This window comes from Nocardia sp. NPDC101769 (assembly GCF_044766925.1).
GTDB lineage: Bacteria > Actinomycetota > Actinomycetes > Mycobacteriales > Mycobacteriaceae > Nocardia.
The window spans coordinates 60,083-84,902 of the sequence record NZ_JBIWMX010000010.1 but is presented as its reverse complement, the minus strand read 5'-3'; the positions used below and the strand labels follow the sequence as shown (position 1 = coordinate 84,902).

The 24,820-nt window shown below is 68.9% G+C and carries 23 protein-coding genes; 13 read left to right on the top strand and 10 right to left on the bottom strand.

The features are described 5' to 3' along the window. Positions 1-11: 11 nt before the first annotated feature. Complete coding sequence (locus ACIRRA_RS18055) at positions 12-590, bottom strand: TetR/AcrR family transcriptional regulator (protein WP_402768952.1); 579 nt, start codon at positions 588-590, stop codon at positions 12-14. 130 nt (positions 591-720) lie between these two features. On the opposite strand from ACIRRA_RS18055, the gene ACIRRA_RS18050 reads away from it, so the two are divergent. Both ACIRRA_RS18050 and ACIRRA_RS18045 read left to right on the top strand, forming a co-directional pair. Further along, the gene (locus tag ACIRRA_RS18050; protein ID WP_402768949.1) at positions 721-999 is read left to right on the top strand and encodes a hypothetical protein; all 279 of its coding nucleotides are present in this window, start codon (positions 721-723) and stop codon (positions 997-999) included. A gap of 253 nt (positions 1,000-1,252) precedes the next feature. After that, positions 1,253-1,804: an NlpC/P60 family protein gene (locus ACIRRA_RS18045; protein WP_402768946.1), complete on the top strand. Its 552-nt coding sequence runs from the start codon at positions 1,253-1,255 to the stop codon at positions 1,802-1,804. A 6-nt stretch (positions 1,805-1,810) separates the two neighbouring features. Here the strand turns inward: ACIRRA_RS18045 and ACIRRA_RS18040 are convergent, their stop codons facing one another. Further along, positions 1,811-2,224 (bottom strand): organic hydroperoxide resistance protein, encoded by a 414-nt coding sequence (locus ACIRRA_RS18040; protein WP_402768943.1) that lies wholly within the window; start codon positions 2,222-2,224, stop codon positions 1,811-1,813. 111 nt (positions 2,225-2,335) lie between these two features. Here ACIRRA_RS18040 and ACIRRA_RS18035 point away from each other — a divergent pair, with 111 nt between their 5' ends. Further along, positions 2,336-2,875, top strand: a complete 540-nt coding sequence (locus ACIRRA_RS18035; RefSeq protein ID WP_402768940.1) for a TetR/AcrR family transcriptional regulator — start codon at positions 2,336-2,338, stop codon at positions 2,873-2,875. A gap of 7 nt (positions 2,876-2,882) precedes the next feature. Here ACIRRA_RS18035 and ACIRRA_RS18030 read toward each other — a convergent pair whose 3' ends face one another. Next, complete coding sequence (locus ACIRRA_RS18030; protein WP_402768937.1) at positions 2,883-3,947, bottom strand: hypothetical protein; 1,065 nt, start codon at positions 3,945-3,947, stop codon at positions 2,883-2,885. Positions 3,948-4,004: 57 nt separating this feature from the next. Between ACIRRA_RS18030 and ACIRRA_RS18025 the strand changes: the two genes are divergently transcribed. After that, entirely contained in the window at positions 4,005-4,451 is a 447-nt protein-coding gene (locus tag ACIRRA_RS18025) for a MarR family winged helix-turn-helix transcriptional regulator (RefSeq protein WP_402768934.1), read from the top strand. Between the two features lie 43 nt (positions 4,452-4,494). Here ACIRRA_RS18025 and ACIRRA_RS18020 read toward each other — a convergent pair whose 3' ends face one another. Beyond that, positions 4,495-5,502, bottom strand: coding sequence for an alpha/beta hydrolase (locus tag ACIRRA_RS18020; protein WP_402768931.1), 1,008 nt, complete (start codon positions 5,500-5,502; stop codon positions 4,495-4,497). 223 nt (positions 5,503-5,725) lie between these two features. Beyond that, positions 5,726-6,604, bottom strand: a complete 879-nt coding sequence (locus ACIRRA_RS18015) for a UTP--glucose-1-phosphate uridylyltransferase (protein WP_402768928.1) — start codon at positions 6,602-6,604, stop codon at positions 5,726-5,728. A 230-nt stretch (positions 6,605-6,834) separates the two neighbouring features. Here ACIRRA_RS18015 and ACIRRA_RS18010 point away from each other — a divergent pair, with 230 nt between their 5' ends. From ACIRRA_RS18010 to ACIRRA_RS17990, 5 genes are all read left to right on the top strand, one after another. Further along, positions 6,835-8,160: a DNA polymerase IV gene (locus tag ACIRRA_RS18010; RefSeq protein ID WP_402768925.1), complete on the top strand. Its 1,326-nt coding sequence runs from the start codon at positions 6,835-6,837 to the stop codon at positions 8,158-8,160. 252 nt (positions 8,161-8,412) lie between these two features. Then, positions 8,413-8,913 carry a hypothetical protein gene (locus ACIRRA_RS18005; protein ID WP_402768922.1) on the top strand — a complete coding sequence of 167 codons (501 nt, stop codon included), beginning with the start codon at positions 8,413-8,415 and terminating at the stop codon, positions 8,911-8,913. A 97-nt stretch (positions 8,914-9,010) separates the two neighbouring features. Further along, positions 9,011-9,412, top strand: coding sequence for a WXG100 family type VII secretion target (locus ACIRRA_RS18000; protein ID WP_402768919.1), 402 nt, complete (start codon positions 9,011-9,013; stop codon positions 9,410-9,412). A 5-nt stretch (positions 9,413-9,417) separates the two neighbouring features. Next, positions 9,418-14,523, top strand: a complete 5,106-nt coding sequence (locus tag ACIRRA_RS17995) for a hypothetical protein (protein WP_402768916.1) — start codon at positions 9,418-9,420, stop codon at positions 14,521-14,523. Between the two features lie 515 nt (positions 14,524-15,038). Then, positions 15,039-18,338 (top strand): arabinosyltransferase domain-containing protein, encoded by a 3,300-nt coding sequence (locus ACIRRA_RS17990; RefSeq protein WP_402768913.1) that lies wholly within the window; start codon positions 15,039-15,041, stop codon positions 18,336-18,338. A 117-nt stretch (positions 18,339-18,455) separates the two neighbouring features. Here the strand turns inward: ACIRRA_RS17990 and ACIRRA_RS17985 are convergent, their stop codons facing one another. The 3 genes from ACIRRA_RS17985 to ACIRRA_RS17975 all read right to left on the bottom strand — a co-directional run bounded on the left by ACIRRA_RS17985 (position 18,456) and on the right by ACIRRA_RS17975 (position 20,636). Further along, a complete protein-coding gene (locus tag ACIRRA_RS17985; protein ID WP_402768910.1) occupies positions 18,456-18,917 on the bottom strand; it encodes a VOC family protein in 462 nt (153 codons plus the stop codon). 121 nt (positions 18,918-19,038) lie between these two features. Continuing rightward, on the bottom strand, positions 19,039-19,752 hold the full coding sequence (locus tag ACIRRA_RS17980; RefSeq protein ID WP_402768908.1) for a hypothetical protein: 714 nt from the start codon (positions 19,750-19,752) through the stop codon (positions 19,039-19,041). Then, positions 19,740-20,636 carry a hypothetical protein gene (locus ACIRRA_RS17975; RefSeq protein ID WP_402769291.1) on the bottom strand — a complete coding sequence of 299 codons (897 nt, stop codon included), beginning with the start codon at positions 20,634-20,636 and terminating at the stop codon, positions 19,740-19,742. Before ACIRRA_RS17975 ends, ACIRRA_RS17980 begins: the two co-directional genes overlap by 13 nt. A 269-nt stretch (positions 20,637-20,905) precedes the next feature. On the opposite strand from ACIRRA_RS17975, the gene lspA reads away from it, so the two are divergent. Genes lspA through ACIRRA_RS17960 form a run of 3 tightly spaced genes read left to right on the top strand, consistent with a single transcriptional unit; the run spans position 20,906 to position 23,077 of the window. Beyond that, positions 20,906-21,478 (top strand): signal peptidase II, encoded by a 573-nt coding sequence (gene lspA / locus ACIRRA_RS17970; protein WP_402768905.1) that lies wholly within the window; start codon positions 20,906-20,908, stop codon positions 21,476-21,478. After that, positions 21,475-22,401 carry an RluA family pseudouridine synthase gene (locus tag ACIRRA_RS17965; RefSeq protein WP_357005524.1) on the top strand — a complete coding sequence of 309 codons (927 nt, stop codon included), beginning with the start codon at positions 21,475-21,477 and terminating at the stop codon, positions 22,399-22,401. Before lspA ends, ACIRRA_RS17965 begins: the two co-directional genes overlap by 4 nt. A gap of 13 nt (positions 22,402-22,414) precedes the next feature. After that, complete coding sequence (locus ACIRRA_RS17960; protein ID WP_402768902.1) at positions 22,415-23,077, top strand: hypothetical protein; 663 nt, start codon at positions 22,415-22,417, stop codon at positions 23,075-23,077. Between the two features lies 1 nt (position 23,078). Here ACIRRA_RS17960 and ACIRRA_RS17955 read toward each other — a convergent pair whose 3' ends face one another. Then, entirely contained in the window at positions 23,079-23,213 is a 135-nt protein-coding gene (locus tag ACIRRA_RS17955; RefSeq protein WP_402768899.1) for a hypothetical protein, read from the bottom strand. Positions 23,214-23,268: 55 nt separating this feature from the next. Here ACIRRA_RS17955 and ACIRRA_RS17950 point away from each other — a divergent pair, with 55 nt between their 5' ends. Further along, positions 23,269-23,952: a GAP family protein gene (locus ACIRRA_RS17950; protein ID WP_402769288.1), complete on the top strand. Its 684-nt coding sequence runs from the start codon at positions 23,269-23,271 to the stop codon at positions 23,950-23,952. On the opposite strand, the gene ACIRRA_RS17945 is transcribed toward ACIRRA_RS17950, so the two are convergent. Beyond that, positions 23,949-24,737, bottom strand: coding sequence for an inositol monophosphatase family protein (locus ACIRRA_RS17945; protein WP_402768896.1), 789 nt, complete (start codon positions 24,735-24,737; stop codon positions 23,949-23,951). The genes ACIRRA_RS17950 and ACIRRA_RS17945 overlap by 4 nt on opposite strands. Positions 24,738-24,820: the final 83 nt, after the last annotated feature.

The window sequence follows — 24,820 nt, the reverse complement described above, 5'->3', positions numbered from 1 at the left end:
CCCCTGTCACGTCAGGAGCGGGGACGCAGTCCGTCGAGGATGGGGTCCACCAGTTCCGGGACGTCGAGGACGTCGCCGACGCCGAGCAGGAACCGCAAGTAGACCGGGCCGTAGAGCATATTGGTCATGGTGAGCACTGACAGATCGTCACGGATCTGCCCAGCGCGGATGGCGGATTCGAGCCGGAGCGCACCCTTCTGTGCTCGGGGTTCGACGAAGGTCTCGCGGACCATCCGCATGAGCTTCGGGTCGTTCTGGGCCTCGGCGATGACACCGCGGTAGACGCAGCCCACATCGCCGGCCAGCATTCGGGCGAGGCCGCCGATCTGTGCCTTCAGATCGGCGGCGATGTCACCGGTGTCGGGAAAGTCGGTGGCCGAACCGATCTGGTCATTGATGGCTTCGAGGGCGATCGCGCCCTTGGAGGGCCACCAGCGGTAGATGGTCTGCTTGCCGACGCCGGCTTTGGCGGCAATGGCCTCGATGGTGAGTTTGCCGTAGCCATTCCGCACGGCGAGTTCGAAGGTCGCGTCGAGGATCGCCTGGTGGGACTTGGCGCTGCGCAGTTCGGGATTGGGCGGCTGGGGCATGGGTCCATCGTACCGCTGAACGAGACGGAACGTCTCGTCTTGACAGGTGCCGTACTGGGGGCTAACTTCTCCATGAGACGAGACGGACCGTCTCGCCGACTATCGCGAATACGGTCGCTAGGAGCGCGCAATGACCACTCTCACCACTACCCCCGCCACTGTCGCTGCCACGAATGCCGCTGCACCCATTGCGGTTCCGTCGGTGCATCGGCGCGCGCTCATCACCTGGATGGCCGTGTACCCGACCATCACCATCGCTCTGGCGCTGCTCGGCCCCGAGATGACGAGCCTGCCGGTGTTCGTGCGGACCCTCGTTCTGACCGTGATCGTGGTGCCCACTTCGGCCTACGTCCTGATCCCGATGCTGATGAAGGCCAACCACCACCTGACCCTGCGGCTGCACCGCTGATCGCCGGTGAACGCCGCATCACTGGCCAAAAGCAAACTCAGAGCGCCTTCCCGGGATTCGAGGGACGGGCGCTCTCGGTTTTTCGGGATCCAATCGCCTGTGCAGGTGTTTTCTGAGGTTTGTGACGAGGGCTCGCGACACGCCGACTCGGTTCCCTTGTGACGCATGTTGCGTGTGCGCTAGAACGGCTATCAATTAGCTAATTGTCTTGCTCGGGATGTTGCCGCGGTATCGCCGATGGAGGGGCACGCATATGACTCGAAGGCAGGTTCACCGTTTCGCATCTTTCGTCACGACGATCTCGGCCCTGGTGCTGACCGCCGCGCTCTGGGCGGGCCTGACGCACGCGGACACCGGCTCTGCGTCGTCGGGGTCGGGATCCGGGTCCGCCTCCGGCAGCGCCAGCGGGTCGGCCTCGGGCAGTGCGAGCGGTTCCGCGCAGCTGCCGGTGGCCAGTCCGCGGGCCATGGCCGCGCTCGCGCTGGCGACCACCCAGACCGGCAAGCCCTATCGCTGGGGAGGCACCGGCCCGAACGACTGGGACTGCTCGGGCCTGGTGCAGTGGGCCTTTCGCAGCGTCGGCATCGATATGCCGCGCACCACCTGGCAGCAGGCCGCCGCCGGACTCGAGGTGCCCGTCGGCGCCATGCAGGTCGGTGACGTTGTCGTCCTCAACGACGACGCCTCCCACGTAGGCATCTACGCGGGAGGCGGCAATGTGCTGAACGCGTACGACTGGGGTGTGCCCGTCGGCCTGACTCCGCTGAGCCAGTTCGACATCTACACCATTCGCCGCTTCTACTGAATCGCCTTACTCGACAACCAGTTCCACGGGGATGTTGCCGCGGGTGGCCTTGGAGTAGGGGCAGACCTGGTGGGCGGCCTCGACCAGTTCGCGGCCCTTGTCGTTCTGCAGCTCCTCCGGCAGCTCGACGTGCAGCGTGACGGAGATGCCGAAACCGGTCTCCTCGTCCTTGTTCAGGCTGACGTCGGCGGTCACCGAGGTGTCGCCCAGCTCGATGCCCTGGTTGCGGGCGACCGCCTGCAGCGCGCCGGCGAAGCAGGCCGAGTAGCCCATCGCGAACAGCTGTTCCGGGTTGGTGCCGTCACCGCTGCCTCCGGCCTCCTTGGGCTGGGCCAGCTTCAGGTCGAGGTAACCGTCGGAGCTGACAGAGCGGCCCTCGCGGCCGACGGAGGTAGCGGACGAGGTGAAGAGCTTAGCCATTTCGAAATCTCCCTAGACAGACTTGTCTGTTCAGACGAGACTCAGCGTAGACAGATCTGTCTGCTATCGTCAATACCGAAGCCCGATGAGGGGAAGGAGTGCAGGTCAGCCATGAGCGAAGCCCGTGATCGCCTGCTGGACACCGCGACCCGGTTGTTCTATGCCGAGGGCATCCACACCGTCGGCATCGACCGCATCATCGCCGAGGCGGGAATCGCGAAGGCTACCTTCTACCGACACTTCAAGACCAAGGAAGAGCTGGTCGTCGCCTACCTGGTGCGCGAATACGCCCGCCAGCGCGAGGTATTGGAGGCCATCCCCGGCGCCGGCACCGACTCCATCGTCGGCATCTTCGAGCGGCTGGGCGAGCTCAGCTGCGGACCGGGCTTCCGGGGCTGCCCGTTTCTCAATGCGGCCGTGGAGTTCCCGAATCCGGAGCACGCCGTGCGCAAGGTCGTCGACGACTATCGCGGCTGGTTCCGGGATCTGATGGCCGACCGGCTGCGCGCCGCGGGGCACACCGACATCGACGATGCGGCCCGGGCGCTGCTGCTGACCCGCGACGGCGTGGCCATCAGCGGGGGTGTGGGAGACGACGAGACGGTCCGGGTGGGCATCCGGACCGCCTTGTCACAGTTGGGTATTCGGTAGACCGGCCTCAGACGCCGACCGCCTCCTCCATCTCCTCCCGGGCCGCCATCGCGGACGCGGCGGACGGGCCATTCTCGACGGGCTCGGCGGCGTGGCGCGGCGCCGATTGTGCTGCGGCCTGCCGCTTTTCGGCCAGGCCCGCCACGATCATGAGCAGCACGCCCGCCGCGAACCAGAGCGCCAGGCTCGCCATCCGGCCGCTCAGTCCGGTGCTGTCGAAGTAGAGCAGGCTGCGTGCGCCCTCGACGAAGCCCGCGCCGTTCCAGAAGTGGTGCAGGGTGCCGAAGAAGTCGTTCTGCAGCCACGGGCTGTAGACGCCGCCGGAGCTGGTGAAGTTCAGCATGACGAACAGCACCATCAACGCCAGGGTGGTCCAGCGCGCGAGGAAGGTGTGCAGACCGATGCCGATGGTCAGGATGCCCGCGGAGTACAGCCACGACATGCCCCAGACCGCGCCCAGGTCGTGGTCGACCACGTGGAAGACCGGGCCCGCGAGGGCCAGGCCGATCAGACTCACCAGCAGCGAGGTGACCAGGCCGATCGCGCCGCGCAGCCACATGGGCAGCCCCGCGCCCGCCGCGCCGATGGCGGCGACGCTGCCGTAGGAGCCGATGCTCAGGGCGACCAACAGGAAGAAGATGCCCTGTGCGGTGGGGTCGCCGGAGCTGGGGGTGGTGACGTCGGTGACGGTCAGTGGTGCGTTCTGCAGCCCGGCGACCTGGCCGAAGACGGCCTCGGCGGCCATGGCGGTGGTGTCGGATCCGGCCTTGGCGACCAGCAGTTCGGGTCGCTGGGCGTCGGGGACGTACGCGCCGGCCAGGTCGCGGTGGCGCAGCTGGCTCACCGCGTCGTCGCGGGTGGGCACGGTGATCACGTCGAGGGCATTGCCGCCCTTGTCCTTCAGGGTCTGCGCGAGCACCTTGACCTGCGGGCTGTCGCCGACGATGGCCACCGCCAGGTGGTTGGGCGCGGGCTGGTGGAACGCGCCCAGGTACGCCAGCCCCATGCCGAGGCACATGAGCAGCGGGGTGAGCAGGTGTACGGCGACATGCCGGATCTGATGCGAGGCCATGGATTCTTCTCCAATAGTTGGTAAATACAACCAAGCTGTGGGTTGTAGTCTACAACCATGAAGAGCGCCGACGCATTCCCCGGCCGATCCGATGCGATCGAGGTCATACAGCGTGAACTCACCGCCTTCGCTCGGCGCGCCCGCGGGCGAGCGGCCGAACTGCATCCCGAGCTGTCGCTGGTGGCGTCCAGCATTCTCGACCTGGTCATCGAACGGAACGGGTGCCTTGCCGCGGATCTGGCCGGGCACTTCCACCTCGACAAGTCCACGGTCAGTCGCCAGGTGGCCGCGCTGGAACACGACGGCTACCTGGCCCGCGAGGTCGACCCGGCCAACCGCCGCAACCTGGTCCTGCACGCTACCGCCGAGGGCACACGGGTGGCCCGTGCCGCGGCGCGCAGCCGCAGCGCTGCGTTCACCGAACGGTTCGCCGACTGGGACGACGCGGATGTCGAGCGGCTCGCGTCCTATCTCGTGCGCTACAACGCCGCCGACCGGGGCTAGCGGCTTCGTCGGAAAGGCATCGAGGGCCGGAACCGGTCGCGGCTCAATCCGTTTCGGGCAGCTGCAGGCCCTTGGCCAGCACCGGCCACGAGGCGCGCAGCGCGTCCTGCCAGTAGCCCCAGGAGTGCGTGCCCGGCTTGGCGATGTCGAAGGTCGCGGGAATGTCCAACTGGTGCAGGCGGGTCTTGAGATTGCGGGCGCACCAGTCGCTGGCCGCCTCCAGAATGCCGCCGACCAGGATCTGTTGCGGCAGACCGCCGTCCGCCGGACCGAGGCTGCGCACATCCGCCACATTGTCGTGGCGGCCGGGCAGGCCGGAACCGTTGGAGACGTAGATCCCCAGGCCGCGCAGCGCCTCGGCGTGCACGTAGGGGTCGTTGGCAGCCCACTCCGGATCGTCCATGGGCCCGTACATGTTCACCGGATTGCCGCCGCCGATGGAGACCACCAGGTCGGTGAACTTCTGGCCGACCGGATCACTGATCTGGGCGCACCCGCTGTAGGCGGCGACGGCCCGGTACAGGCCGGGCGCGGCGATCGGAAGCTGCAGCACCGAGGTGCCCGACATGGACATGCCCGCGATGGCGTGAATCCCATTGGTGGCCAGGGCCGCGTCGACCAGCGGTGGTAGCTCCTCGGTGAGGAAGGTCTTCCACATGGGCTGACCCAGCCGGGGATCGGGGCTGCGCCAATCGGTGTAGTAGGTGAACGCGCCGCCGATCGGCATCACCACGTTCACGTTCTTGTCCATGAAGAACTGGGTGGAATCGGTATTGCGCTTCCAGGTCGCCGTGTCCTGGCCGCCGCCCGCGCCATTGAGCAGATACAGCACCGGGCGCGGCTCGGAGGTGTCGGCGGGACGCTGTACCTCCACCGGGATATCGGAGTCCATGGCCGCCGAGTGCACGTGCAGCGTCAGGTTCCGGGAGTCGTGCACCTCGAAGGTGGTGATGGCGGAGCCGTCATCGGACACCGCGGTACCCGCGAGGCTCGCCGTGCTGGTTATCGGGTCGGGTGGGGCGCCGAAGGCCGGACCAGCGGGTACGACCATGGTGAACGTAGTGACAAGAGAACAACTTGCCGCCGCGAGCAGTGCCGCCCGGGTGCCCAATCCGCCTAGCAAAACCGACCTTCGATCCAGAGGGGTATCCCGACCCACCGGCATGATCGCCGAAACCTGCCCCCATGTTTCGGGTTTCGACAAATTCGGTCTGGCGTGGTTGGGCGCACGGCACCTGTGCGCCGAACCTGGCGGCCTGTGGTGCGGCGGCGGCCTACTCGGCGACGAGCTGGCGCAACAGCGGACCGTACTCCGGATGTGCCAGCGCCGAGGCGAATTGCGCGGTCAGATAGTCGGCCGGGTTGCCGGTGTCGTACCAGCGCCCGCGAATCACCTGGCCGTACACCGGATTCTCGGCGGCGAAGACATTGATGGCATCGGTCAGATACACCTCGCCGGTGCGGTGGGTGTACCAGTGGTCTACCTGCTTGCGCAGTTCGGCGATGATGCCCGGGGTGACCACGTAGCCGCCGATGGCGGCGAAGGAGGACGGGGCGTCGTCCGGCTTGGGCTTCTCCTTCAGGCCGCTGATCCGCATCAGACCCTCGCCGACCGTCTCCTCGACCACCGGGACGCCGTAGCGCTGCGACTCGGACGGATCCATCGGCATGAGCGCCAGCACCGGCGCGTTGGTCTTCTCGTAGGCGTCGATGAGCTGCTGGGCGCGCGGCACCTCGGCGACGAAGACGTCATCGGGCCACAGCACCAGCATGGGCTCGTTGCCCAGGTGACGGGCCGCGTTCAGCACCGGGGTGCCGTTGCCGTAGGGGCCGTGCTGGTCCAGGTAGGTGATGTGGCCCTGCCGGCTCAGCTCACCGACCTCCTCGACCGCGTCGGCGAAGGCGGTCTTGCCGTCGGCGCGCAGCTGGGCGACCAGGGCGGGGTTGGGGCGGAAGTGGTCCTGGATCAACGATTTTCCGGCGCTGACCACGATGGTGATGTCGGTGATGCCGGAGGCCACGAGCTCACGGACGGTGTGTTCGATGACGGGCTTGTCGCCCACCGCGAGCATTTCCTTCGGGATCGCCTTGGTCAGCGGCAGCAGGCGCGAGCCGATACCCGCTGCGGGAATCACGGCCTTGCGAATCGTCATGGACGAATCATCACACATCCGGCAGGTCGTGCCTGTCGGTAGTCGCTTGTAGATTTCCCGGTGTGAATACGTCTGCCGACCCCGCGAACCGGGACATCGTGCCTGGTGGGGTCGGTTGTGCAGGGCCGGAGGGCAGGCGCGGCGGGCCGGCCGGGGCGGGGGCGGACACACAGCAAATCGACAGCGGATCCCGAGCTACGGGACAGCGGCGGTGGGTGCTGCATATAGATATGGACGCGTTCTTCGCCTCGGTCGAGCAACTGACCCGCCCGACCCTGCGCGGGCGGCCGGTGCTGGTGGGCGGCATGGGCGGGCGCGGCGTGGTGGCGGGAGCCAGCTACGAGGCGCGGGTGTTCGGGGCGCGCTCGGCCATGCCCATGCATCAGGCGCGGCGGCTGGTCGGCGGGTCGGCGGTGGTGATCCCGCCGCGCGGGGCGGTGTACGGCGAACTCAGCGGGCAGGTCTTCGACACCCTGCGGACCCGGATCCCGGTGCTGGAGACGCTGTCGTTCGACGAGGCGTTCGGGGAACCGGCGGAACTGGCCGGGGCCACTCCGGCGCGGGTGCTGGAATTCTGTGAGGAGCTGCGGGCGGCGGTGCGGGAGCGCACCGGGCTGGTGGCCTCGGTCGGGGCGGGCAGCGGCAAGCAGCTCGCCAAGATCGCCTCCGGGCTGGCCAAACCCGATGGGGTGCGGGTGATTCCGGCGGCCGAGCAGGACGGGTTCCTGTCGGCGCTGCCGGTGCGCAGACTGTGGGGGATCGGGCCGGTGGCAGAAAGCCGCTTGCGCTCACTGGGAATCGAGACCGTGGGGGCGCTGGCGGCGCTGCCGGAATCGGAGGCGTCCTCGATTCTCGGGGGCAGCATCGGGGTGGCGCTGCATCGGCTGGCCCGCGGCATCGACGACCGCCCGGTGGCCGAGCGCGCGGAGGCCAAGCAGATCAGCGCGGAAACCACCTATGAGACCGACATTCTCACCCTCGCCCAGCTGCGTCCGGCCATCGACGCCATGGCCGCCTCCGCCCATCGGCGGCTCACCACCGACGGCCGCGCGGCCCGCACCGTGGTGCTCAAGCTCAAGAAGATCGATATGAGCATCGTGACCCGCTCCTCCACGCTGCCCTACGCCACCGAGGATCTCGCCACCCTCACCGCCGCGGCTCAGCGGTCCGCCCTCGACCCGGCCGAGATCGGGCCGATTCGCCTGGTGGGAGTGGGTTTCGCCGGACTATCGGAGATTCGTCAGGAATCGCTGTTCCCCGAGTTGGATCAGACGGTCGACGCCGATGGCGCGGTCTCCGAGGAACCCACCTTCGCGGTGCCCGGTGGCCCGGATCCGGTGGTGCCGCCCGCGACCCGCTCCTTCGCCATCGGAACCTGGTACCCGGGACTCGATGTCGAACACCCCGAATTCGGGCACGGCTGGGTGCAGGGCGCGGGCCACGGGGTCGTGACCGTCAGGTTCGAAACCCGTTCCACGGGACCGGGTCCCGCCCGCACATTCCCCGCCGAAGACCCCGCCCTCACCCGCGCCGACCCGCTGGGCAGCCTGCGCTGAGCCGGTTCCGGCGCCTTCCGGGGATCCGGGAGCTGGGCCCCGTCCTCCTTACTTTTCGGGGTATCGGGGCTTGTCCGTCGTTGAGCCCGAATGCGCGAATTATGAGGATTCAGCCTGAAAATGCCGCGCCATCCGTCGCGGACGCGGCTTCTGAGACGCCGCGTTGGTAGTGTCGCGTGTCGTGCAGCGCCGCCGGTCGGGTGTAGCTGGCACGTTGTCGAACGGACCTACTCGAACGCAAAGGACGAGCAGTTGAAGCTTCAGAAGACTGGACGCATCGCCGTCGCCGCACTGGCTGTCGTGACCGTACTCGGGCTGTCTGCGTGTGGGAGCGGTGACAAGAAGGAGAGCAAGCCCGCCAAGGTCACCACCTCCAAGACCACCGCGGCGCAGACGAGCTACCCGCCGGCCCCGACCGCGGCGGACCTGAACACCGCGCTGCAGAAGGCGCTGGATCCGAGCATCCCCGACTCGGAGAAGCTCGACATGATGCAGGGCGTCACGGCCGACCCGAGCCTGCCCAACCGGCTGGCGGAGGCCTACAAGCAGAACAACGCCACCATCACCGTCACCAACGTGACCGACCTCGGCAACGGCACCATCACCGCCGACGCCCAGATCGCGATCAACGGCGGCGCGCCGCAGCAGGCCGTTGTGCCCTTCGTGGCCGAGGACGGCAAGTGGAAGGTCCAGAAGGAATGGATCTGCAACGCGCTCTCGCTGGCCAACCAGACCTCCCCGGCCTGCAGCTAGTCCCGTGTGACCGGTCCGGCATCGAGCGGCGGATGCCGGACCGGGTTTCGCCTGTCCCACAACGGTTTTTGTCAAGAAGACGGCGAAACCTGTCAGGGTGGCGTTAATTCGCGGCCGTGGATCTGTTGCCCGGGGTTCACCAACTGTCATCGTCGATCTCCCATCCATCGGCGAAAGGGCAGTAGTGGCAACGAAAGTCGGTGTTACACCCGCGCAATTGCGCGGTGCCGCAGGGCGGATGCGCGCCCTCGAGGATCGCGTCGACGGGATTCTCGCCACACTCGAGCGCTCGCTGGCCCAGCGTGGTATGGCCTGGGGGGATGACAGCTACGGCAGCGCCTTCGCCGACGGCGCACAGGGGTACAGCGCCGCGCATTCCAATCTGCATGACGGAATCCGCAATATGGCAACAACATTGGGCTCGTATGCGCAGGGGCAGGACGAGGCCGCCGACTCGCTCGAGCGGATGGACCACGGTAACGCGAACCGCTACCGGTAGGCCGGATGTCCATCGACATGCCGGGCGAGCTGCAATGGCTCGGCTGGGTCGCCGGTTCGGCATGGCCGCAGGGCGACGAAGATCAGATGTGGGGCATCGCCGAGGACTGGCGGGCCGCCGCGAGCCAGCTGCGCGATCTGCTGCCTGATCTGGAGACCGCCAAGAATGCCACTGTCGACGCCTATCCGTGGGGTGACGGCCTCGACGCCATGACCGCGGCCCTGAACAAGCTCGACTCGGGCCCGCAGAGCTTCGAGGCGCTCGCCGACATACTCGATCAGGTCGCCGAAGCAGCCGACCAGCTGGGCACCGAGATCGAATACACCAAGATCATGGTCATTTCCTCGCTGGGCATGCTCGCGATCGAAATCGCCATCGCCTGGTGCTTTCCGCCCACCGCGCCCGAGGAAGAGGCGGCCGCCACCCTCATCACGCGCACGGCCATCCGGCTGCTGGGCGAGCACACCGTCACCACCATCGTCCGCCTCGCCGAGAAGCTGGGGGTCGCGGCGCTCGTCCGGTTCCTCGCGAAACACGTTGTCATCAGCACTGTTCTGGGCACCGGGCAGGACGTGGCCATTCAGGGGCTGCAGATCGCCGAGGGACATCGCGGCGGCATGGACTGGAACCGGGTCGCGATGACCGCGTGGACGTCGGCCGCTGCGGGCGCGGTCGGCGGGCCGGCCGGTGAGATCTTCGGCAAGGCCGCCGGCAAATTGCCGTTCGTCGGCAACCCTTTCGGCAACGCGGTCCGCGGTGCCCTGGTCGGTACCGGCGCCGGCATCGCGGGTGCCCTCGCCTCCTGGTTCGCGGGCGGTCTGCCCGAATACCTGCTCCACGGCAAGACCGACAACTGGAGCTGGGATCCCCGCGTGATCACCAGCGCCACCTCCTACGGCGTGCTGACCGGCGGGACCAAGGGTTACAAACTCCCGACCGTCTCCTCCGGCGCACATCCCGCCACCTTCGAAGCGCCCACCGGCCCCGGTCTGAGCCACAACGCCGGCGGTGACGGAAGCGCCCCCATGCCGTCGGGCGACCCCGCCGCAGCGCAACTCCACCCCCAGTCCGCGACCACCGGCACGGACCCCTCCACGCCCGATCCGGGGCACCAGTCCACCCGATCAACCCGAACCGCCCCGGCCACCGCCCCCGTAACCATGAGGGGGGAAGCGCCGAGCCCCCTCACCAACCTCTCGTCTTCCGGATCCGGCCCGCACTCCGGAACCCCGTCCGCCACGGGGTCCGGCTCACGGACGGGCAATTCGTCTGCGTCCCAGTCCGGTTCGCGTGGCGGCACCCCCGGCGAGCCCGGCACTCGCCGGGGGACCTCGTTCGGTGGCGAGCCGGGTCCGCGTGCTGGTACCCCGTCCGGCGGCGAGTCCGGTCCGCGTGCGGGCAGCGCGCCAAACCCGGAATCTGGTGTGCGTGGCGGGAATTCGTCCGGCGCCGAAGCTGGGCCCCGCGCGGGTTCCACCGCGACCGGAACCCCCGGCGGACGCGCGGCCGACCCCCGGGCTGCCGGTACGCAGACGCCTGACCCCGCGAACGCCTCGCACCCGGCGTCCGGTGGAACCGCCACTGAACCGCGTACCGGTTCCCCCACGGCCGGAGATGGCTCCACACCGGTCCCGACCCGCACTGAACCGGTGGCCGGGCGCGAGTCCGCGGCTGAGCCGGTGGCCAAGTCGGGGTCCGAGGCTGAGCCGGTTGCCGAGCCGGGGTCCGGGGCTGAGCCGGTCGCAAAGCCGGAGTCCAGGGCTGAGCCGGTTGCCAAGTCGGAGTCTGGGACAGAACCGGTCGCAAAGCCGGAGTCCGAGTCGGGACCGAGGCCCGCGTCCACTGTCGAGCCGACGGTCGGGTCCGCATCCGAGAGTCGACCGGAGTCGGGCGGTGCCGCCGGGCCGGAGGCGGGTACTCGCGAGACCGGCGGGAACCCGGAGACCGAACCTCGCGGCGCGGCCGACACCGCGCTGGATTCGCTTCGGGAGCAGGTGCGTTCGCTGGGCGTCGATCCGGAAGGGATGAGCCCGGAGCAGCTGCGGCGGGCCGGTATGAGCGCGTTCGTGCAGCGACTGTCCGAACTGGAAGGGGAGTACGACCACCTGAACCAGCGCGGGCTGGGCCCCGCAGAGCACTTCACGATCAAGGACCAACTCGACCAGCGCATGCAGGACCTGCTGGGCACCCGCAAGCAAATGACCGACGATTTTGGTCGCTACCATGCCGCGGTCGAAACTGCCGCCGCCCCTGCCCATTCCGAGCCCCGGCCCGAGCCGGGACGGCAGCTCGAGCAGACCGGGCCCGCCCAGGTTCGCCCGGGCGAGCCGCAGTCCGAACCCGCACCGGCTCGGCCGCAGAACGAATACGCGTCGCGCACGCCAGGCGAGCGTCAGCCGGCGTCCGAGGCGCAAGGTAGTGGAAAACCGGAGTCGGACAATACACCCGAGCCGCGGCCACAGTCCGAGCAGGGCGGCGAGTCGGGCGGTACACCCGAGCCGCGGCCACAGTCCGAGCGGAGCGGCGGATCGGGTAGTGCGCCCGAACCGAAGTCGCAATCCGAACAGGAAGGCGATCCGGGACGCGCGCCGGGGCCGCGACCACAGTCCGTGCACGGACCGGAGTCGGGTCATGGGCCGGACCCGGAGTCCGCGCAGGGGGCGGACTCCGGCCGCGGGCCGCGGCCGAATGCGGAGTCGGACGGTGCGCCGAACGCAGAATCCGTTCGACCGCAGCCGAGTACGACGCTGGGGTCGGCGGAAGCGCCGCGCCCGGCCACTTCCGGATCCGAGGCCCGGACCGCTCCTGAACGTTCCGCTCCAGCCGAGCCACGGCCCGCGCCTGAGCGGCGCGCGTCGGCCGAGCCGCACGTGGCATCGGGACTGAAGGGCGAGCCGCAGCCGACGTCCGCGGGCGGCGGGGAGCGGCCGGGCGAGCGGCCGCGTACGGCGGACGCCGCGCTGGATTCGGCTCGCGCGCTGCTGCGTTCGCTCGGCGTCGACCCGGAAGGGATGAGCCCGGAACGGATGGGCCGGGTCGGTATGGACGCGATCATGCGCCGTACCGCCGAGCTGTCCGACGAGCAGGCCCGCCTGAACGAGGCGGGCCGGGGCCCAGCCGAGTACTTCGAGGCCCGCGAAGGCATCCAACAGCGCATGCGCGACCTGGGTGACACCCGCAGGCAACTGCGCACCGACCTCGACGATTACCGCCGCGCCGCCCAACCTGAAACCCCCACCGCCCCAGTCCGTCTCGCCCCGGACCCCCGCCCCGCCACGGAAACCCGCCCGAACCCCGCACCCGAAGCCGCGCCGAAGCCCGCGGCCGAGCCGAGCGTGAAGCCGGCACCCGAGTCGGGTGCGAAGCCCGAGGCCGAGCCCGGCGTGCAGCCTGAACCTGAGCCCGGGACGAAGTCGGCGCATGAGGGTTCGGCCGAGTCGGCCGAACCGAACTCGGGCTCCGAGCCGAAGACCGCGCCCGACTCGAAGTCCGCGTCTGCGCCGAAGACCGAGTCCGAGTCGGGGGTGAGGCCTGATTCTGGGACTGAGATGGGCGCTGAGCCGGAGTCCGCAGGGCCGGGTGGGTCCACGCCCGACCCGGCATCGGCGGCTGAGCCGAAGGGTGCGCACGAGCGGGAATCCGCGGGGACGAAGCCCGATGGCGACACCGGGGCCGGGGCGAAGTTGGAGGCGCTGCGGGAGCAGGTGCGTTCGCTCGGGGTCGATCCGGATGGGATGAGCCCGGAGCAGTTGCGGCGGGCCGGGCTGGAGGCCGTGGTGCGTCGGCTGTCGGAGCTGGATGGCGACTACGGGCGGCTGATCGACGACTTCGGGCAGTTCAATGAGAAGTTCGGCGGCGAAACCGGGGAGGGTACAACGCATTCGGCACCCGATCCGGCGGCCGGCCGAGGCACCGACCCTGGGCATGTGCCACTGGACCCGTCGGCCGGTTCCCAGCCGACGCACATCGTCGAGCGGCAGCGCGCGGCGGATGCCGCGCTGGACGCGGTTCGCGCGCTGCTGCGTTCGGTTGGCGTGGACCCGGAAGATATGAGTCCGGAGCAAATGCGCCGGGCCGGTATGGACGAGATCTTGCGCCGCAGCGCGGAGCTGGATAATGACCGGGCCCGCCTGGACTCGGGGAAATTGAGCCAGTCCGAGGTGATCGAGGTTCTCGCGCGGATGAGGCAGGGCGCCGCCGAAATGCGGGATTTCCGCAGGCAACTGCGGGCCGAGCTGGACAACTACCACCGCGCGATCGCGCCCGGGTCGCGCCCGGACCCGACGCCCGGGCACACGACAGGCGCACCGGTGGGAAAGACTCCCGCCAACCCCGGGCCCGGGCCCGCCCGTCCCGTGCACGGCGAGGAATCGGCCTCGACGAAACAGCCTGCGGAGGCAGAGAACTCCGAACCCACTCAGCGGTCGGGAGCAAGCACAGAGCCCGGCGGCGAGCAGCGGTCCGGCGAGAACGAGCAGCCGGACCCGGGCGGAAACCAGGAGCCGACAAAGGAAACCGAGCCGCAGGAGAGCGACAAACCGACGCAGCGGATCGAGCCGAAGAGCAGCGAGGAGTCCGGGCAATCCGAGGCGACGGGCGCTGGGGAGAACGAGAACTCGCAGCCGCCCGGCGAGGCTTCGTCGTCGGCGAATCCGTCTGCGGCGGGCCAGAATTCGCAGCACCCGCAGCCGACCGGTGCGGGCGGGGCGAATGCCGTCGGCGAGGCGCACGGCCAAGGGCACGGTGACGATGATCCGCCGGACACGACGTCGATGATCCCGTACACGCCTCGGTACCTGTCCTACGACCCGATCCCGGAGTACACCGCTCCGGCGCCCCCGCCGGACGGCGTGTGGGAACCCGAGGAGCCGCCGAAGCCGACCCCGCCGCCCCATCCCCACCCGCCGAAACCCGTACCCCCGCACCCACCGGGTGGCGGTCACGGGCCGGGACAGGGACACCCTCCGGGCCACGGACACGGTCCCGGCCACAACCCGGGGCACGGTGGTGGGTCGCGTCATGGCGGCGAGCCCGGCCGTGGAGGTGGTGGTAGCCCCGGGCGTCGGACCGATCGAGGGTCGGATGAGGCCGGGCCGCCGCTGGAGCAATGAGTTCGACAGGATGACGCGCCGGGACCTCGGCGCGGTCCCGGGCGGGCTGTGCTCCGGGGAATGATCCGAGTCAGCAGGCAGGACTTCGTGCACGGTCCGGGTCCGGCCTGGAGCGGCGGGCCGCAGCAGGGTGAGGTTGGTGGGACCGGCGGCCGTGCTGTTGGTGCTCGCCGCGACCGGGATTCGCTCTTCGGGCCCCCGCGCCGCCATGTCCGACGCGTTGGCCGGCGGTACCTGCGTGCTCTCGAGCGCGCCGGATCGCGGCGGTGACTGCGCTCGGGCCCTGGACGTACTCGGCAGGGGGTGCGGACGGTGGCTGCGCCGGCCTGCTGTGCTGAACGCGGTACAGCGGTTCGCGGTGGTCTGGATCGGGCGGGGAAATGTGAGCTGTCACACAGTTAATGGGGCGGGAGCATGGAGATTTGAGCGGGTGGGGTGGTGTGTTGGGTGTTCGGGGGAAAGAAGGTGTGGAGGGGGGAGCGGGGGAAGATGACTTCCGCTTAGGATCGGCGGTCGTGACCGACGTGTTGGAGAAGGCGGGGCAGGATGCCGCCGGGAGTGCTGGTGCTGAACCCGAGAGAAGGATTCGAGGGGGCTGGGCGCGGCCGACCGCTCTGATCGCCGGTGTGATCGCGGTGCTGGCGGCGGTGGCGGTGCCGTTGCTGCCGGTCCGGGTGGACCACACGACATTGACTTGGCCGCAGGGGAATTCGGCGCAGAGCATCGAGGCTCCGCTGGTGACGTACGCGCCGTTGAACTTCGACGCCACCATTCCCTGTTCGGCTGTGACGCAGCTGGGTTCGAAGGGCGGCACGCTGGCCGCCACCGCGCCCAATGGTGCGCCGGATCTCGAGAAGTACGGCTTCGTGGCCCGGGTCACGGCGGCATCCGCCACCGATGGTGTGACCACGCCGGGCAAGCTGGAAGCGGTCCTGCATCACAAGACGCTGGTGAGCGTGCCCGTCGACGAGCTCGGCGCGGGTTGCGCGCTCACCGTGCACTCGGATTCCACCTCCTCCACCGCGACGTTGAGCGGATCAACGGTCGCCCCGGTCACCCTGAACGGTGACTACCGGCCGCAGCTGGTCGGCATCTTCAGCGACCTGACCGTCTCCGACGGCGCCAAGGTCACCGCGCAGGTGGACAGCCGCTTCACCTCGACGCCGAGCACGATCAAGCGGATCGCCATCTGGACCGCCATCCTCGGCACCCTCATCGCCCTGTTCGCGCTGTTCCGCCTGGACCGCCTCGACGGCCGTCGCGCGCGCCGCTTCCTGCCGCAGCACTGGTGGAGCTTCAAGCCCGTCGACGCCGTGGTGCTGGGCACGCTGATCCTCTGGCATTTCATCGGTGCGACCACCTCCGACGACGGCTACCAGTACGGCATGGGCCGGGCCTCGATCCACGCCGGGTACATGGCCAACTACTTCGGCTACTTCGGTGTCCCCGAAACCCCGGTCGGCACTCCGTATTACGACCTCATCGGCCACATGGCGCAGGTCAGCCCGGCCAGCGTGTGGATGCGCCTGCCCGCCCTGCTGGCCGGCATCGTGATCTGGCTGGTGCTCAGCCGCGAGGTGATTCCCCGCCTGGGCGCGCGGATCCGCCGCGATCGCGTCGCCGTGTGGACCGGCGCGCTGGGTTTCCTGGCCATCTGGCTGCCGTACAACAACGGTCTGCGCCCGGAACCGCTGGTGGCGCTGGGTGTCCTGCTCACCTGGGTCTCGGTGGAGCGTGCCATCGCGACGGGCCGGCTGCTGCCCTACGGCGTGGCCATCATGATCGGCGCGTTCACCTGCACCGTCGGTCCGTCCGGCATCATCTGTTTCGCGCCACTGCTGGCCGGGATCCGGCCGGCCTGGCGGATCCTCAACCGGCGCGCGACCGTCCTGGGCAAGCCGACCGCCCCCGGCGCGAACGCCTTCACCATCCTGAGGGCCCGTTTCGGCGCCTACCTGACCCTCGCCGCTCCGCTGGCGGCTGCCGGTGCGGTGGTGCTGGCGATCATGTTCTGCGATCAGCCGCTGTCGTCGATGTTCGAGATGAGCCGGGTGCACACCGCGGTCGGCCCGGATGTGCACTGGGATGGCGAATACATTCGCTACCAGTACCTTTTCATGCCCACCATCGATGGTTCGCTGGCGCGGCGCTTCGGCATGTTCGCATTCTGGATCGGCCTGCTGGTGTGCGCGTTCGTGTTGCTGCGCAAGGGCGGCCGGATTCCGTTCACCGCGCCGGGCCCGGTGCGCCGGGTGCTCGGCACCGGTGTGGGCGTCATCGCGCTGATGATGTTCACCCCCACCAAGTGGACCCACCACAACGGCATCTACGCCGGATTGGCCGGAGTCATCGCGGTTTTGACCGCGGTGGCGGTCGGCCCGCGGGTGATGCGCTCCCCGCGTAACCGCGCGCTGTTCGCGGCGGTGATCGCGTTCGCGCTCGCGGTCGCGTTCGCCAGCATCAACGGCTGGTGGTACGTCTCGAATTGGAATGTGCCCTGGCGCGACAAGTCGGTGGTGCTGGCCGGGATCGAGGTCGACAAGATCTTCCTGGCGCTCACGGTGGCGCTGCTGGCCCTGGCCGGCTGGTTCCATGTGCGCGCGCCGGAACAGCCCGGCCCGCACCGGATCTCGAAGCTGGGCTGGCGCTTCATGGCGATTCCGCCGCTGACCGTGGCGGCCGCGTTCATGGTGCTGTTCGAGGTGGGCTCGCTGGCCAAGGGCGCGGTCGCGCAGTACCCGGCGTACTCGCTGGCGCGCTCGAATGTGGATGCGGTGCTGGGCAAGCCGTGCGGCATGGCCCGCGACGTGCTGGTCGAGACGGACCCGAACCAGGGCATGCTGAAGCCGCTCAACGGCGATGTGCTCGGCACCTTCACCGCGGACGTGGTCGGCTTCTCGCCCAAGGGGGTGTCCACCGACCTGCGCCCCGACGACGATGTCGACACCGGCGGTAGCGTCGCCAGCGCGGTCAGCAACCGCAGCAACGGCACGGTCGACGGAACAACTACCGCGCCACTGCCTTTCGGCCTGAATGCGAACACCCCGGTGCTGGGCAGCTACGGCAGCACCGATGCGGTCTCGACCCTGACGACGGGGTGGTACGCGCTGCCCGGTCAGCAGGACCGGTCCGGCATCATCGCCATCACCGCGGCCGGGCGCATCCGTTCGGCCGACAAGGACGGGGTCGTGACCCCCGGCCAGCAGGTCGAGATCGAGTACGGGGTGCCGGGCGCCGACGGTGTGGTCGAACCCCAGGGCCGGATCACGCCCATCGACATCGGCCCCGCGCCGACCTGGCGCAATCTGCGGGTGCCGCTGAGCGATATTCCGGCGCAGGCCACCGCGATTCGCGTGATCGCCGAGGACCGTGACAGCGATCCCAAGCAGTGGGTGGCGCTCACCCCGCCGCGCATCCCGCAGACGGTGACGCTGGAGGACTACGTCGGCCGGGACAAGCCGGTGCTGCTGGATTGGGAAGTGGGGCTTCAGTTCCCGTGCCAGCGGCCGTTCGATCACCTCGACGGCATCGCCGAGGTGCCCGACTACCGCATCATGCCCGACCGCGGTGGCGCGGCCATGACCACGCTGTGGCAGAGCCATGACGGCGGCGGCGCCCTGGGCTGGAGTGCGATGCTGTTGCGCCCGGTCACCCTGGCGACCTACCTCGACCACGACCCGCGCATGGATTGGGGTGAGCTGCAGCGGCTCGAGCGGATCGACGGTTCCGCGCAGACCGCCAAGCCCGTGGTGACCACCGACCCGCACAACGGTCTCTGGAATCCCGGCCCGATCAACGTGACCGGCTGGCAGTAGTCACCGCGACCGGGCGGCCGTAGCCGCCCGGCCCGCGACCGCGATCCGCACCCGTTTCCTCGTCGAAACGGGTGCGGAGGCGTTTTCAGACCGTGCTACCGGACCGTATGCCGGGCCTCAGCCCTGCATGTCGGCCATCCGCTTGGCCATCTCCTCCGGCTCGACATCCTCGACGTGCAGGGCGAGGGTCCAGCGGTGGCCCCACGGATCCTCGATGCCCGAGGTGCGGTCACCGTAGAACTGGTCGGCGGGCGGCTGTAGCTCCTGGGCCCCGCCCGACAGGGCGGCGGCGTGGGCGGCGTCGACATCGTCGACGTAGACGTACAGATTGACCGGGGTGCCGCCGACCGCCTTGGGATCCAGGAACCCCATGGACGGCGCCGGGTCGCTGAGCATGATCACCGAAGAGCCGAACTGCATTTCGCAGTGTGCGACCGTGCCCTCGGGCCCGGGCATGCGGAAGCGCTCGTCGGCGCCGAAAACGCGTTTGTAGAAGTCGATCGCCTGCGCGGCGCCATTGCAGGCGAGCGAGGGGCAGACGGTCGGGTAGCCGTCGGGAATGGGTTTGACATCGGACATCGAAAACCTCCATTCGAGGTTGTTGCCGGACGCGTCGAGCTTATGCCCAGGGGCCGACAAGAATTACTCGAATTTCCGAATGATCACCCGAATTGCCGCATATGCGGGAAAAGTTCCGTGACTACGGACCCGCAGCCCCCTGCAGCTTGTGCACCTGCGCTGCGGTCATGGCACCGAGCTGCTGTGGATCGGGTTCCTTCGCATCCGAGTAGGCGATCTGCACCACCGTCGAACCGACCAGCGTAATGCTCACATCGGTGTACAGCGTGAGACCGTCACTGGTGGTGCGCACTTGGAATGCGGTCGAGCCGTCCCCGGCCTGCGGCTGATTCAAACCGCCCAGCCGGAATTCCACTTTCGTATTGTCGGCATCCTGACCGGAATACTTGGTACAGCCCGGCAGAATGGACTGGACGGTGGAAAAAGCCTGCGCTGCTCCGCCATTCGCATACGACGCGGCATCGATATCCACACTGGCGAAATTCGGCCCGCCGAACTGGGCAGCGGCCTGCGCCGCCGACCCCGGAGCCTGAACGGCCATGGACGCCAGCACATTCGCGCACGGTGCCGGATCGGTCTTGGCGCCCGCCCCACCGGAACTCCCGGGCGGCGGATCGTCGAGCGCGGTGAACCCCGCGGGCATCACCGACACGTCCAGCAGCTCCGAGCGCAGTGTGAACTGGTCGAGAACCGGTGCGCCCCCGGGTGTTCCGGACGGTTGCACGGCCGGCCCCAGGCTCGGCAGCGCGGGCGCGGAATCCTTGTGGCTGCCGCAGGCGGTGGCGGCCAGCGCCAGGACCCCCGCGAGCAGCGCCAGCCGCGTCAGGCGCCCCACTGCACCTCCGTGCGCAGGGTCTGTCGCAGCGTCACCGAGCTGCGCGGGTCGCGGTAGGTCTGGTTGCCGCCCACCTCGACCGAACCGGAAACCGGTAGCGGCAGACCGAGATCCACCGCGATGGTGCCGGTGCCGTGCATGAGGTAGTCGACGATCTCCAGCTGGCCCGCCTCGTTGGGCAGATGCCACACAGTGGATTTCGGCGTCTGCACCACATTCAGTTCGATGGTGAGCTGGTTGCCGTCCCGCGACGTGAGGGTGCAGGTGGTCACCTGCTCCAGCGGCACGCTGCCGGAAACCTGTTGCCGCACCGTCCACACCGCGCCCACGCCCACGGAGTCGGGCGGGAACGCGATGGACTGGTACACGGCCTGATAGAACGCCTGCTCCAGCGCGGCCCGCGCGGAGTCGGAGGTGGCGGGCTTGGGCGCCAGCTTGAGTGCGGTGATCGCCCCCAGGTCGCTGACGTCGAAGCCGACGCGGGAACCGTCCGCGGGCAGCAGAGCCTTGGCGAGGGTCGGGTCGGGGGAGGTGACATTGCCCACGGTCAGTTCCACCCCGTCGGTGCCGGACTGCGCGGTGAGCGGAATGGTCATCGCAGGCGGGGAGATGTCGCGCAGCGCCTGCTGATTGATCTGCTGCTCGATGTGATGTTCGGTACTGAGCGTGACCTGCTGGGTGGTGCCCGCCTCGAGGGTGCGGCGCAGCGGCGAGCGGGGCTCGGCGCCCGGGTCGACGACGGTGGTGGTCACGGCCTCGATGGGCATGGTGACCTCTTTGTTGATGCCCACCGGTTCGGTGCCGTCGGCCTCGGTCGTGGTCTCCGTGCGATCGCTGCAGCCGACGCCGAAAGCGGTCAGGGTCACCGCGAGAACCAGGAGCAGGACTCCCGAGCGCGTGGTGCGCGTGGTGCGCGTGCCCGCGCCTCGCCGCGGCGGGCGCGGGGTGCCGGAACAGGGTGCGGTGGCTTTCGCCGAGCTGGGGGAGGAAGACAACACCGTCACGTCGAACAGGTTACGACGCGTTCCTGAAAAACAGCTGGGATCGTGTGGGGCCGTGGTTTCGGGGTGTTCAGAGGCGCCCGACATGAATAAGGAATGATGTCAGGGTGAGTACCGATCGGCCGCGCGAATCCGGCGCAGAGGAACCAGACATGTCGCCCGGGGGGATCAGCCCCGCGGCCGATGCCGGGACTTCCCCTGCGCAGCCGTTGCGTCTGCCGGTGCTCCTGCTCATCGCGGTCGTGCTGCTGGGTCTGGATCTGCTGACCAAGACCATCGTGGTCGCGACCATGACTCCGGGTAAGCCGATCTATCTCATCGGCGACAGCGTGCGCCTGACCCTGGTCCGCAACCCGGGTGCCGCGTTCTCGATGGCCACCGGCATGACCTGGCTGCTGACCCTGGTCGCGGCCGCCGTGGTGATCGGTGTCATCCGCATCGGCCGGACCCTGCGCTCGCTGCCGTGGGCCATCGGCCTGGGCATGGTGCTGGGCGGCGCGCTCGGCAATCTCATCGACCGTCTGTTCCGCGCGCCCGGCCCGCTGCAGGGTCATGTGGTGGATTTCATGGCGGTCGGCTGGTGGCCGGTGTTCAATGTGGCCGACTCCTCGATCGTGTGCGGGGCCATTCTGCTGGTGGCGCTGACCGTGTTCGGGTTCGAACCCGACGGCACCCGCATGCATCGGCAGCAGGCGGCGTCGAGCGCGGAGGGGAAGGCAGTATGAGAGAGACCCGCAGCATGCCGGTCCCCGACGGGCTGGACGGCATGAGAGTCGATGCCGGGCTATCGCGCCTGCTCGGGCTGTCGCGCACCGCGGTGGCCTCGATGGCCGAGGACGGTGGGGTCCAGCTGGACGGCGTCGCGGCCGGGAAGTCGGACCGGCTGACCGCCGGGGCCTGGCTGGAGGTCGAATTCCCGGAGCCCAAGCGGGAACTCACGGTGGAGGCGACCCCGGTGGAGGGGATGAAGATCCTCTACGCCGATGACGACATCGTGGCTGTCGACAAGCCCGTTGGGGTGGCGGCGCATACGGGCGTGGGCTGGACCGGCCCCACCGTGGTGGGCGGCCTGGCCGCCATGGGCTACCGCATCTCGACCTCGGGAGCCCATGAGCGGCAGGGCATCGTGCACCGGCTGGATGTCGGCACCTCGGGTGTGATGGTGGTCGCGCAGTCCGAGTACGCCTACACCCAGCTCAAGCGGGCGTTCAAGTACCGGACCGTGGAGAAGCGGTATCACGCGCTGGTGCAGGGCCATCCGGATCCGAGCAGCGGCACCATCGACGCGCCCATCGGACGGGCGCGCGGCAACGACTGGAAGTTCGCGGTCACCGCGGACGGCCGCCCGTCGGTCACGCACTACGACACCGTCGAGGCCTTCCAGTCGGCGAGCCTGCTCGACATCCACCTGGAAACCGGTCGCACCCACCAGATTCGCGTGCACTTCTCGGCCGTGCGCCACCCCTGCTGCGGCGACCTCACCTACGGCGCGGACCCGCGTCTGGCCGAGCGGTTGGGGCTGGAACGGCAGTGGCTGCACGCCCGCCAGCTGGGCTTCAACCATCCCGCGGACGGCCGCTGGATCGAGATCACCAGCGAGTACCCCGCCGATCTGGAACACGCCCTCGACGTCCTGCGCGCGCACTGATCCGGGGTCTCGAGTGGATGCGCTGACGCCGCGCCGCGCCGGGATCGCTGCGACCGCAGTGCTTTTCGCGATCCTGATCGTGGCGCTGGGGTGGGCGATCCCGCCCCGGTCGGCGATCATCTCCACCGACCGGCTGGGGCCGGAGAGTGGCGAGCCGGTGGCGCACTACCTGGAGCGGGCTCAGAAGTCGTTACAGGGCAGCGACTCCGACGGGCACTGGGCATTGCTGTCGTTCGCCGAAGGTGTCACCGCCGACCGCATCCCGGAATTCAGTGGCGGCCTGCGGATCTCGGAGATCGACTATCACGTGGCCGTCGATCGGGTGGCGACGCCGATCATTTCCATCGGTGTCCCCGCGGGCGATGGCGTGGCCGTGGCGTCGGTGAAATCCGCTGCCGCCCAGATGGAGTCGACGCTCACCTACGACGACCACTCCACCCGGGTGAAGAACCTCGTGGCGAGCCGCCTGCGTGCCGACTGCCCGTGCGTCGTCGCCATCGTTCTGCACGGTACGCTGGCGCAACTTCGAACCCTGGCCGCGCACCCGGGAGTCCGCGCCGTCGAGGCACTCCCCGCCGACGCATCCGCCGCCGTCTTCGCGGTATCCCCGCTCCTGCCCGAACAACTCGAATCCGCCAGCCCGCCGCTCGACGACGGCCCGGTCCCCGACAACTGAGCTACGTCACCGCCCGGTCCTCGACGACCAACGCCAGGCCGACGAGCTCCGCTCGGATCTTCCAGTGGCGGGCCGCGGGGTCGTCCGACGGCGGCATGATCGGCGCGTGGTGAGTTGTGGCAAAGGGCGGTGACATCCCGCCGCTCGTGACAGGGTGCCGGGGGAACGGTTCCCGTATGTTCGGTGGGGTCATGGTGATCTTTCTACTGGCGCTCGCGGGCTTTGCCTTCCTGGACTCGCTCGATGTGCTGCTGGTCGGCGTCACGACCGCGGTGGTCTATGACAGTCGGTTGAGCCGTCGCTCGCCGCTGCCCGGTGCGCTGAGCTTCCTCGCCGGAGTGTTCGCCGTCACAACCGCTTTCGGTATCACCTTCGTCCTCGGACTTCGATTCCTCACCGACCTGGTCAGTTTCGACATCACCCCGACGGTTCGCTACTGGGCCGAGTTGTGTGTCGGCCTGGCGCTGCTGGTGCTCGGCAGCCTGCGCATGTCGAAGGAGGGTGGGGCGGCGGTGCCCGTGTGGGCGTTGGAGGCGCGACGCAGGCCCTTGCTGCTGGGACTCGTGGGCGTCGCCATCGGACTGGGGCAGGCGCCCACCGCGGTTCCGTACCTGGCGGCACTGGCCATGATCTCGGCGCGCGATCCGCATCCGCCGATGTGGCCGCTGATCATCATCGGATACTGCCTGATCGCGCTCCTGCCGCCGCTGCTGGTTCTGGTCACCTCGACCCTGAAATCGACCCGGGCCAGGCGCTTCTACCGCGGACTCGTCCGCAGCCTGAAACGCTTCGGCCCTCTGTCGGTCCGCATCCTGCTGCTCCTGGCCGGTGCCGCGCTGGTCGCCGACACGCTCGTACACCATGCCTCGCTCTAGCGGGTCCCGGTGATGATGTCGAGCAGCCGGTCGTGGGTGAGGGGGTCGGCGGCGGCCAGCAAGCCGTGCGGGGGAGTGTGGAGGGGTTGCCCGGTGAGGCCGGTGACCGTGCAACCGGCCGCCCGGCACACGGCGATGCCGGCGGTGAAATGGACATCGTCGCGGAGATCGCGGTCCACCAGGTAGGCGGCGCGACGACCCGCTGCCACCCAGACCAGGGCCAGCGAGGTGGATAGAACGCGGGGATAGAAAGCGGCCGTGAAGGTTTCGTCGGCCATGACCCGGCCGGGGGAGAACCAGTCCGTATAGGGCGAGGGGTTGTCGGCGTCGATTTCGACCAGATGGCTCGCGGATTGGGCAAGCAGCGGGTGGTCAATACCGTCCCGGCGGACGGCGGCGGTGGTGCCGTCGGTCCAGAAGATCTCCCCGGAGAAGGGGTCCGCCACCGCGGCCGTCGTGACGGTCGCCCCGTCGCGCAGCGCGATATTCACCGCGACAAGCGGTGTCCCCGCAGCGAAATTCCGTGTGCCGCACAGCGGATCGACCAACCATGTGCGGCCCGAGTGGTCGCCGGTGGTACCGAACTCCTCGGCGAGGAATCGATCGCCAGGACGGGCGGACCGAAGAATGTCGAGAATGGTCCGCTCGGCGGCGAGATCAGCCTGGGTAGCGAAGTCATCGCCCTCTTTGCCGTAGCGGGTGACCGGGCCACGGAACTGATCCCGGATTACTCCGGAGGCAGCTTCCGCAGCTCGAATGGCAAGGGCGACATCAGATTCCTCCATACCTGGTACCTTACTGGGGTTGAATTCGAAATGGTTTGATGTCTGAAAACTGTTGTATCACACTCGAATTCGTATTCTATTGC

Coding starts and splice junctions, on each gene's coding strand:
- ACIRRA_RS17955 (WP_402768899.1), bottom strand. CDS start 23,213: ATGTCACCGCCCTTTGCCACAACTCACCACGCGCCGATCATGCCGCCG.
- ACIRRA_RS17995 (WP_402768916.1), top strand. CDS start 9,418: ATGTCCATCGACATGCCGGGCGAGCTGCAATGGCTCGGCTGGGTCGCC.
- ACIRRA_RS18045 (WP_402768946.1), top strand. CDS start 1,253: ATGACTCGAAGGCAGGTTCACCGTTTCGCATCTTTCGTCACGACGATC.
- ACIRRA_RS18050 (WP_402768949.1), top strand. CDS start 721: ATGACCACTCTCACCACTACCCCCGCCACTGTCGCTGCCACGAATGCC.
- ACIRRA_RS18040 (WP_402768943.1), bottom strand. CDS start 2,224: ATGGCTAAGCTCTTCACCTCGTCCGCTACCTCCGTCGGCCGCGAGGGC.
- ACIRRA_RS18035 (WP_402768940.1), top strand. CDS start 2,336: ATGAGCGAAGCCCGTGATCGCCTGCTGGACACCGCGACCCGGTTGTTC.
- ACIRRA_RS17965 (WP_357005524.1), top strand. CDS start 21,475: ATGAGAGAGACCCGCAGCATGCCGGTCCCCGACGGGCTGGACGGCATG.
- ACIRRA_RS17950 (WP_402769288.1), top strand. CDS start 23,269: ATGGTGATCTTTCTACTGGCGCTCGCGGGCTTTGCCTTCCTGGACTCG.
- lspA (WP_402768905.1), top strand. CDS start 20,906: ATGTCGCCCGGGGGGATCAGCCCCGCGGCCGATGCCGGGACTTCCCCT.
- ACIRRA_RS17945 (WP_402768896.1), bottom strand. CDS start 24,737: ATGGAGGAATCTGATGTCGCCCTTGCCATTCGAGCTGCGGAAGCTGCC.
- ACIRRA_RS18055 (WP_402768952.1), bottom strand. CDS start 590: ATGCCCCAGCCGCCCAATCCCGAACTGCGCAGCGCCAAGTCCCACCAG.
- ACIRRA_RS18010 (WP_402768925.1), top strand. CDS start 6,835: ATGGACGCGTTCTTCGCCTCGGTCGAGCAACTGACCCGCCCGACCCTG.
- ACIRRA_RS18020 (WP_402768931.1), bottom strand. CDS start 5,502: ATGGTCGTACCCGCTGGTCCGGCCTTCGGCGCCCCACCCGACCCGATA.
- ACIRRA_RS17985 (WP_402768910.1), bottom strand. CDS start 18,917: ATGTCCGATGTCAAACCCATTCCCGACGGCTACCCGACCGTCTGCCCC.
- ACIRRA_RS18025 (WP_402768934.1), top strand. CDS start 4,005: ATGAAGAGCGCCGACGCATTCCCCGGCCGATCCGATGCGATCGAGGTC.
- ACIRRA_RS18030 (WP_402768937.1), bottom strand. CDS start 3,947: ATGGCCTCGCATCAGATCCGGCATGTCGCCGTACACCTGCTCACCCCG.
- ACIRRA_RS18015 (WP_402768928.1), bottom strand. CDS start 6,604: ATGACGATTCGCAAGGCCGTGATTCCCGCAGCGGGTATCGGCTCGCGC.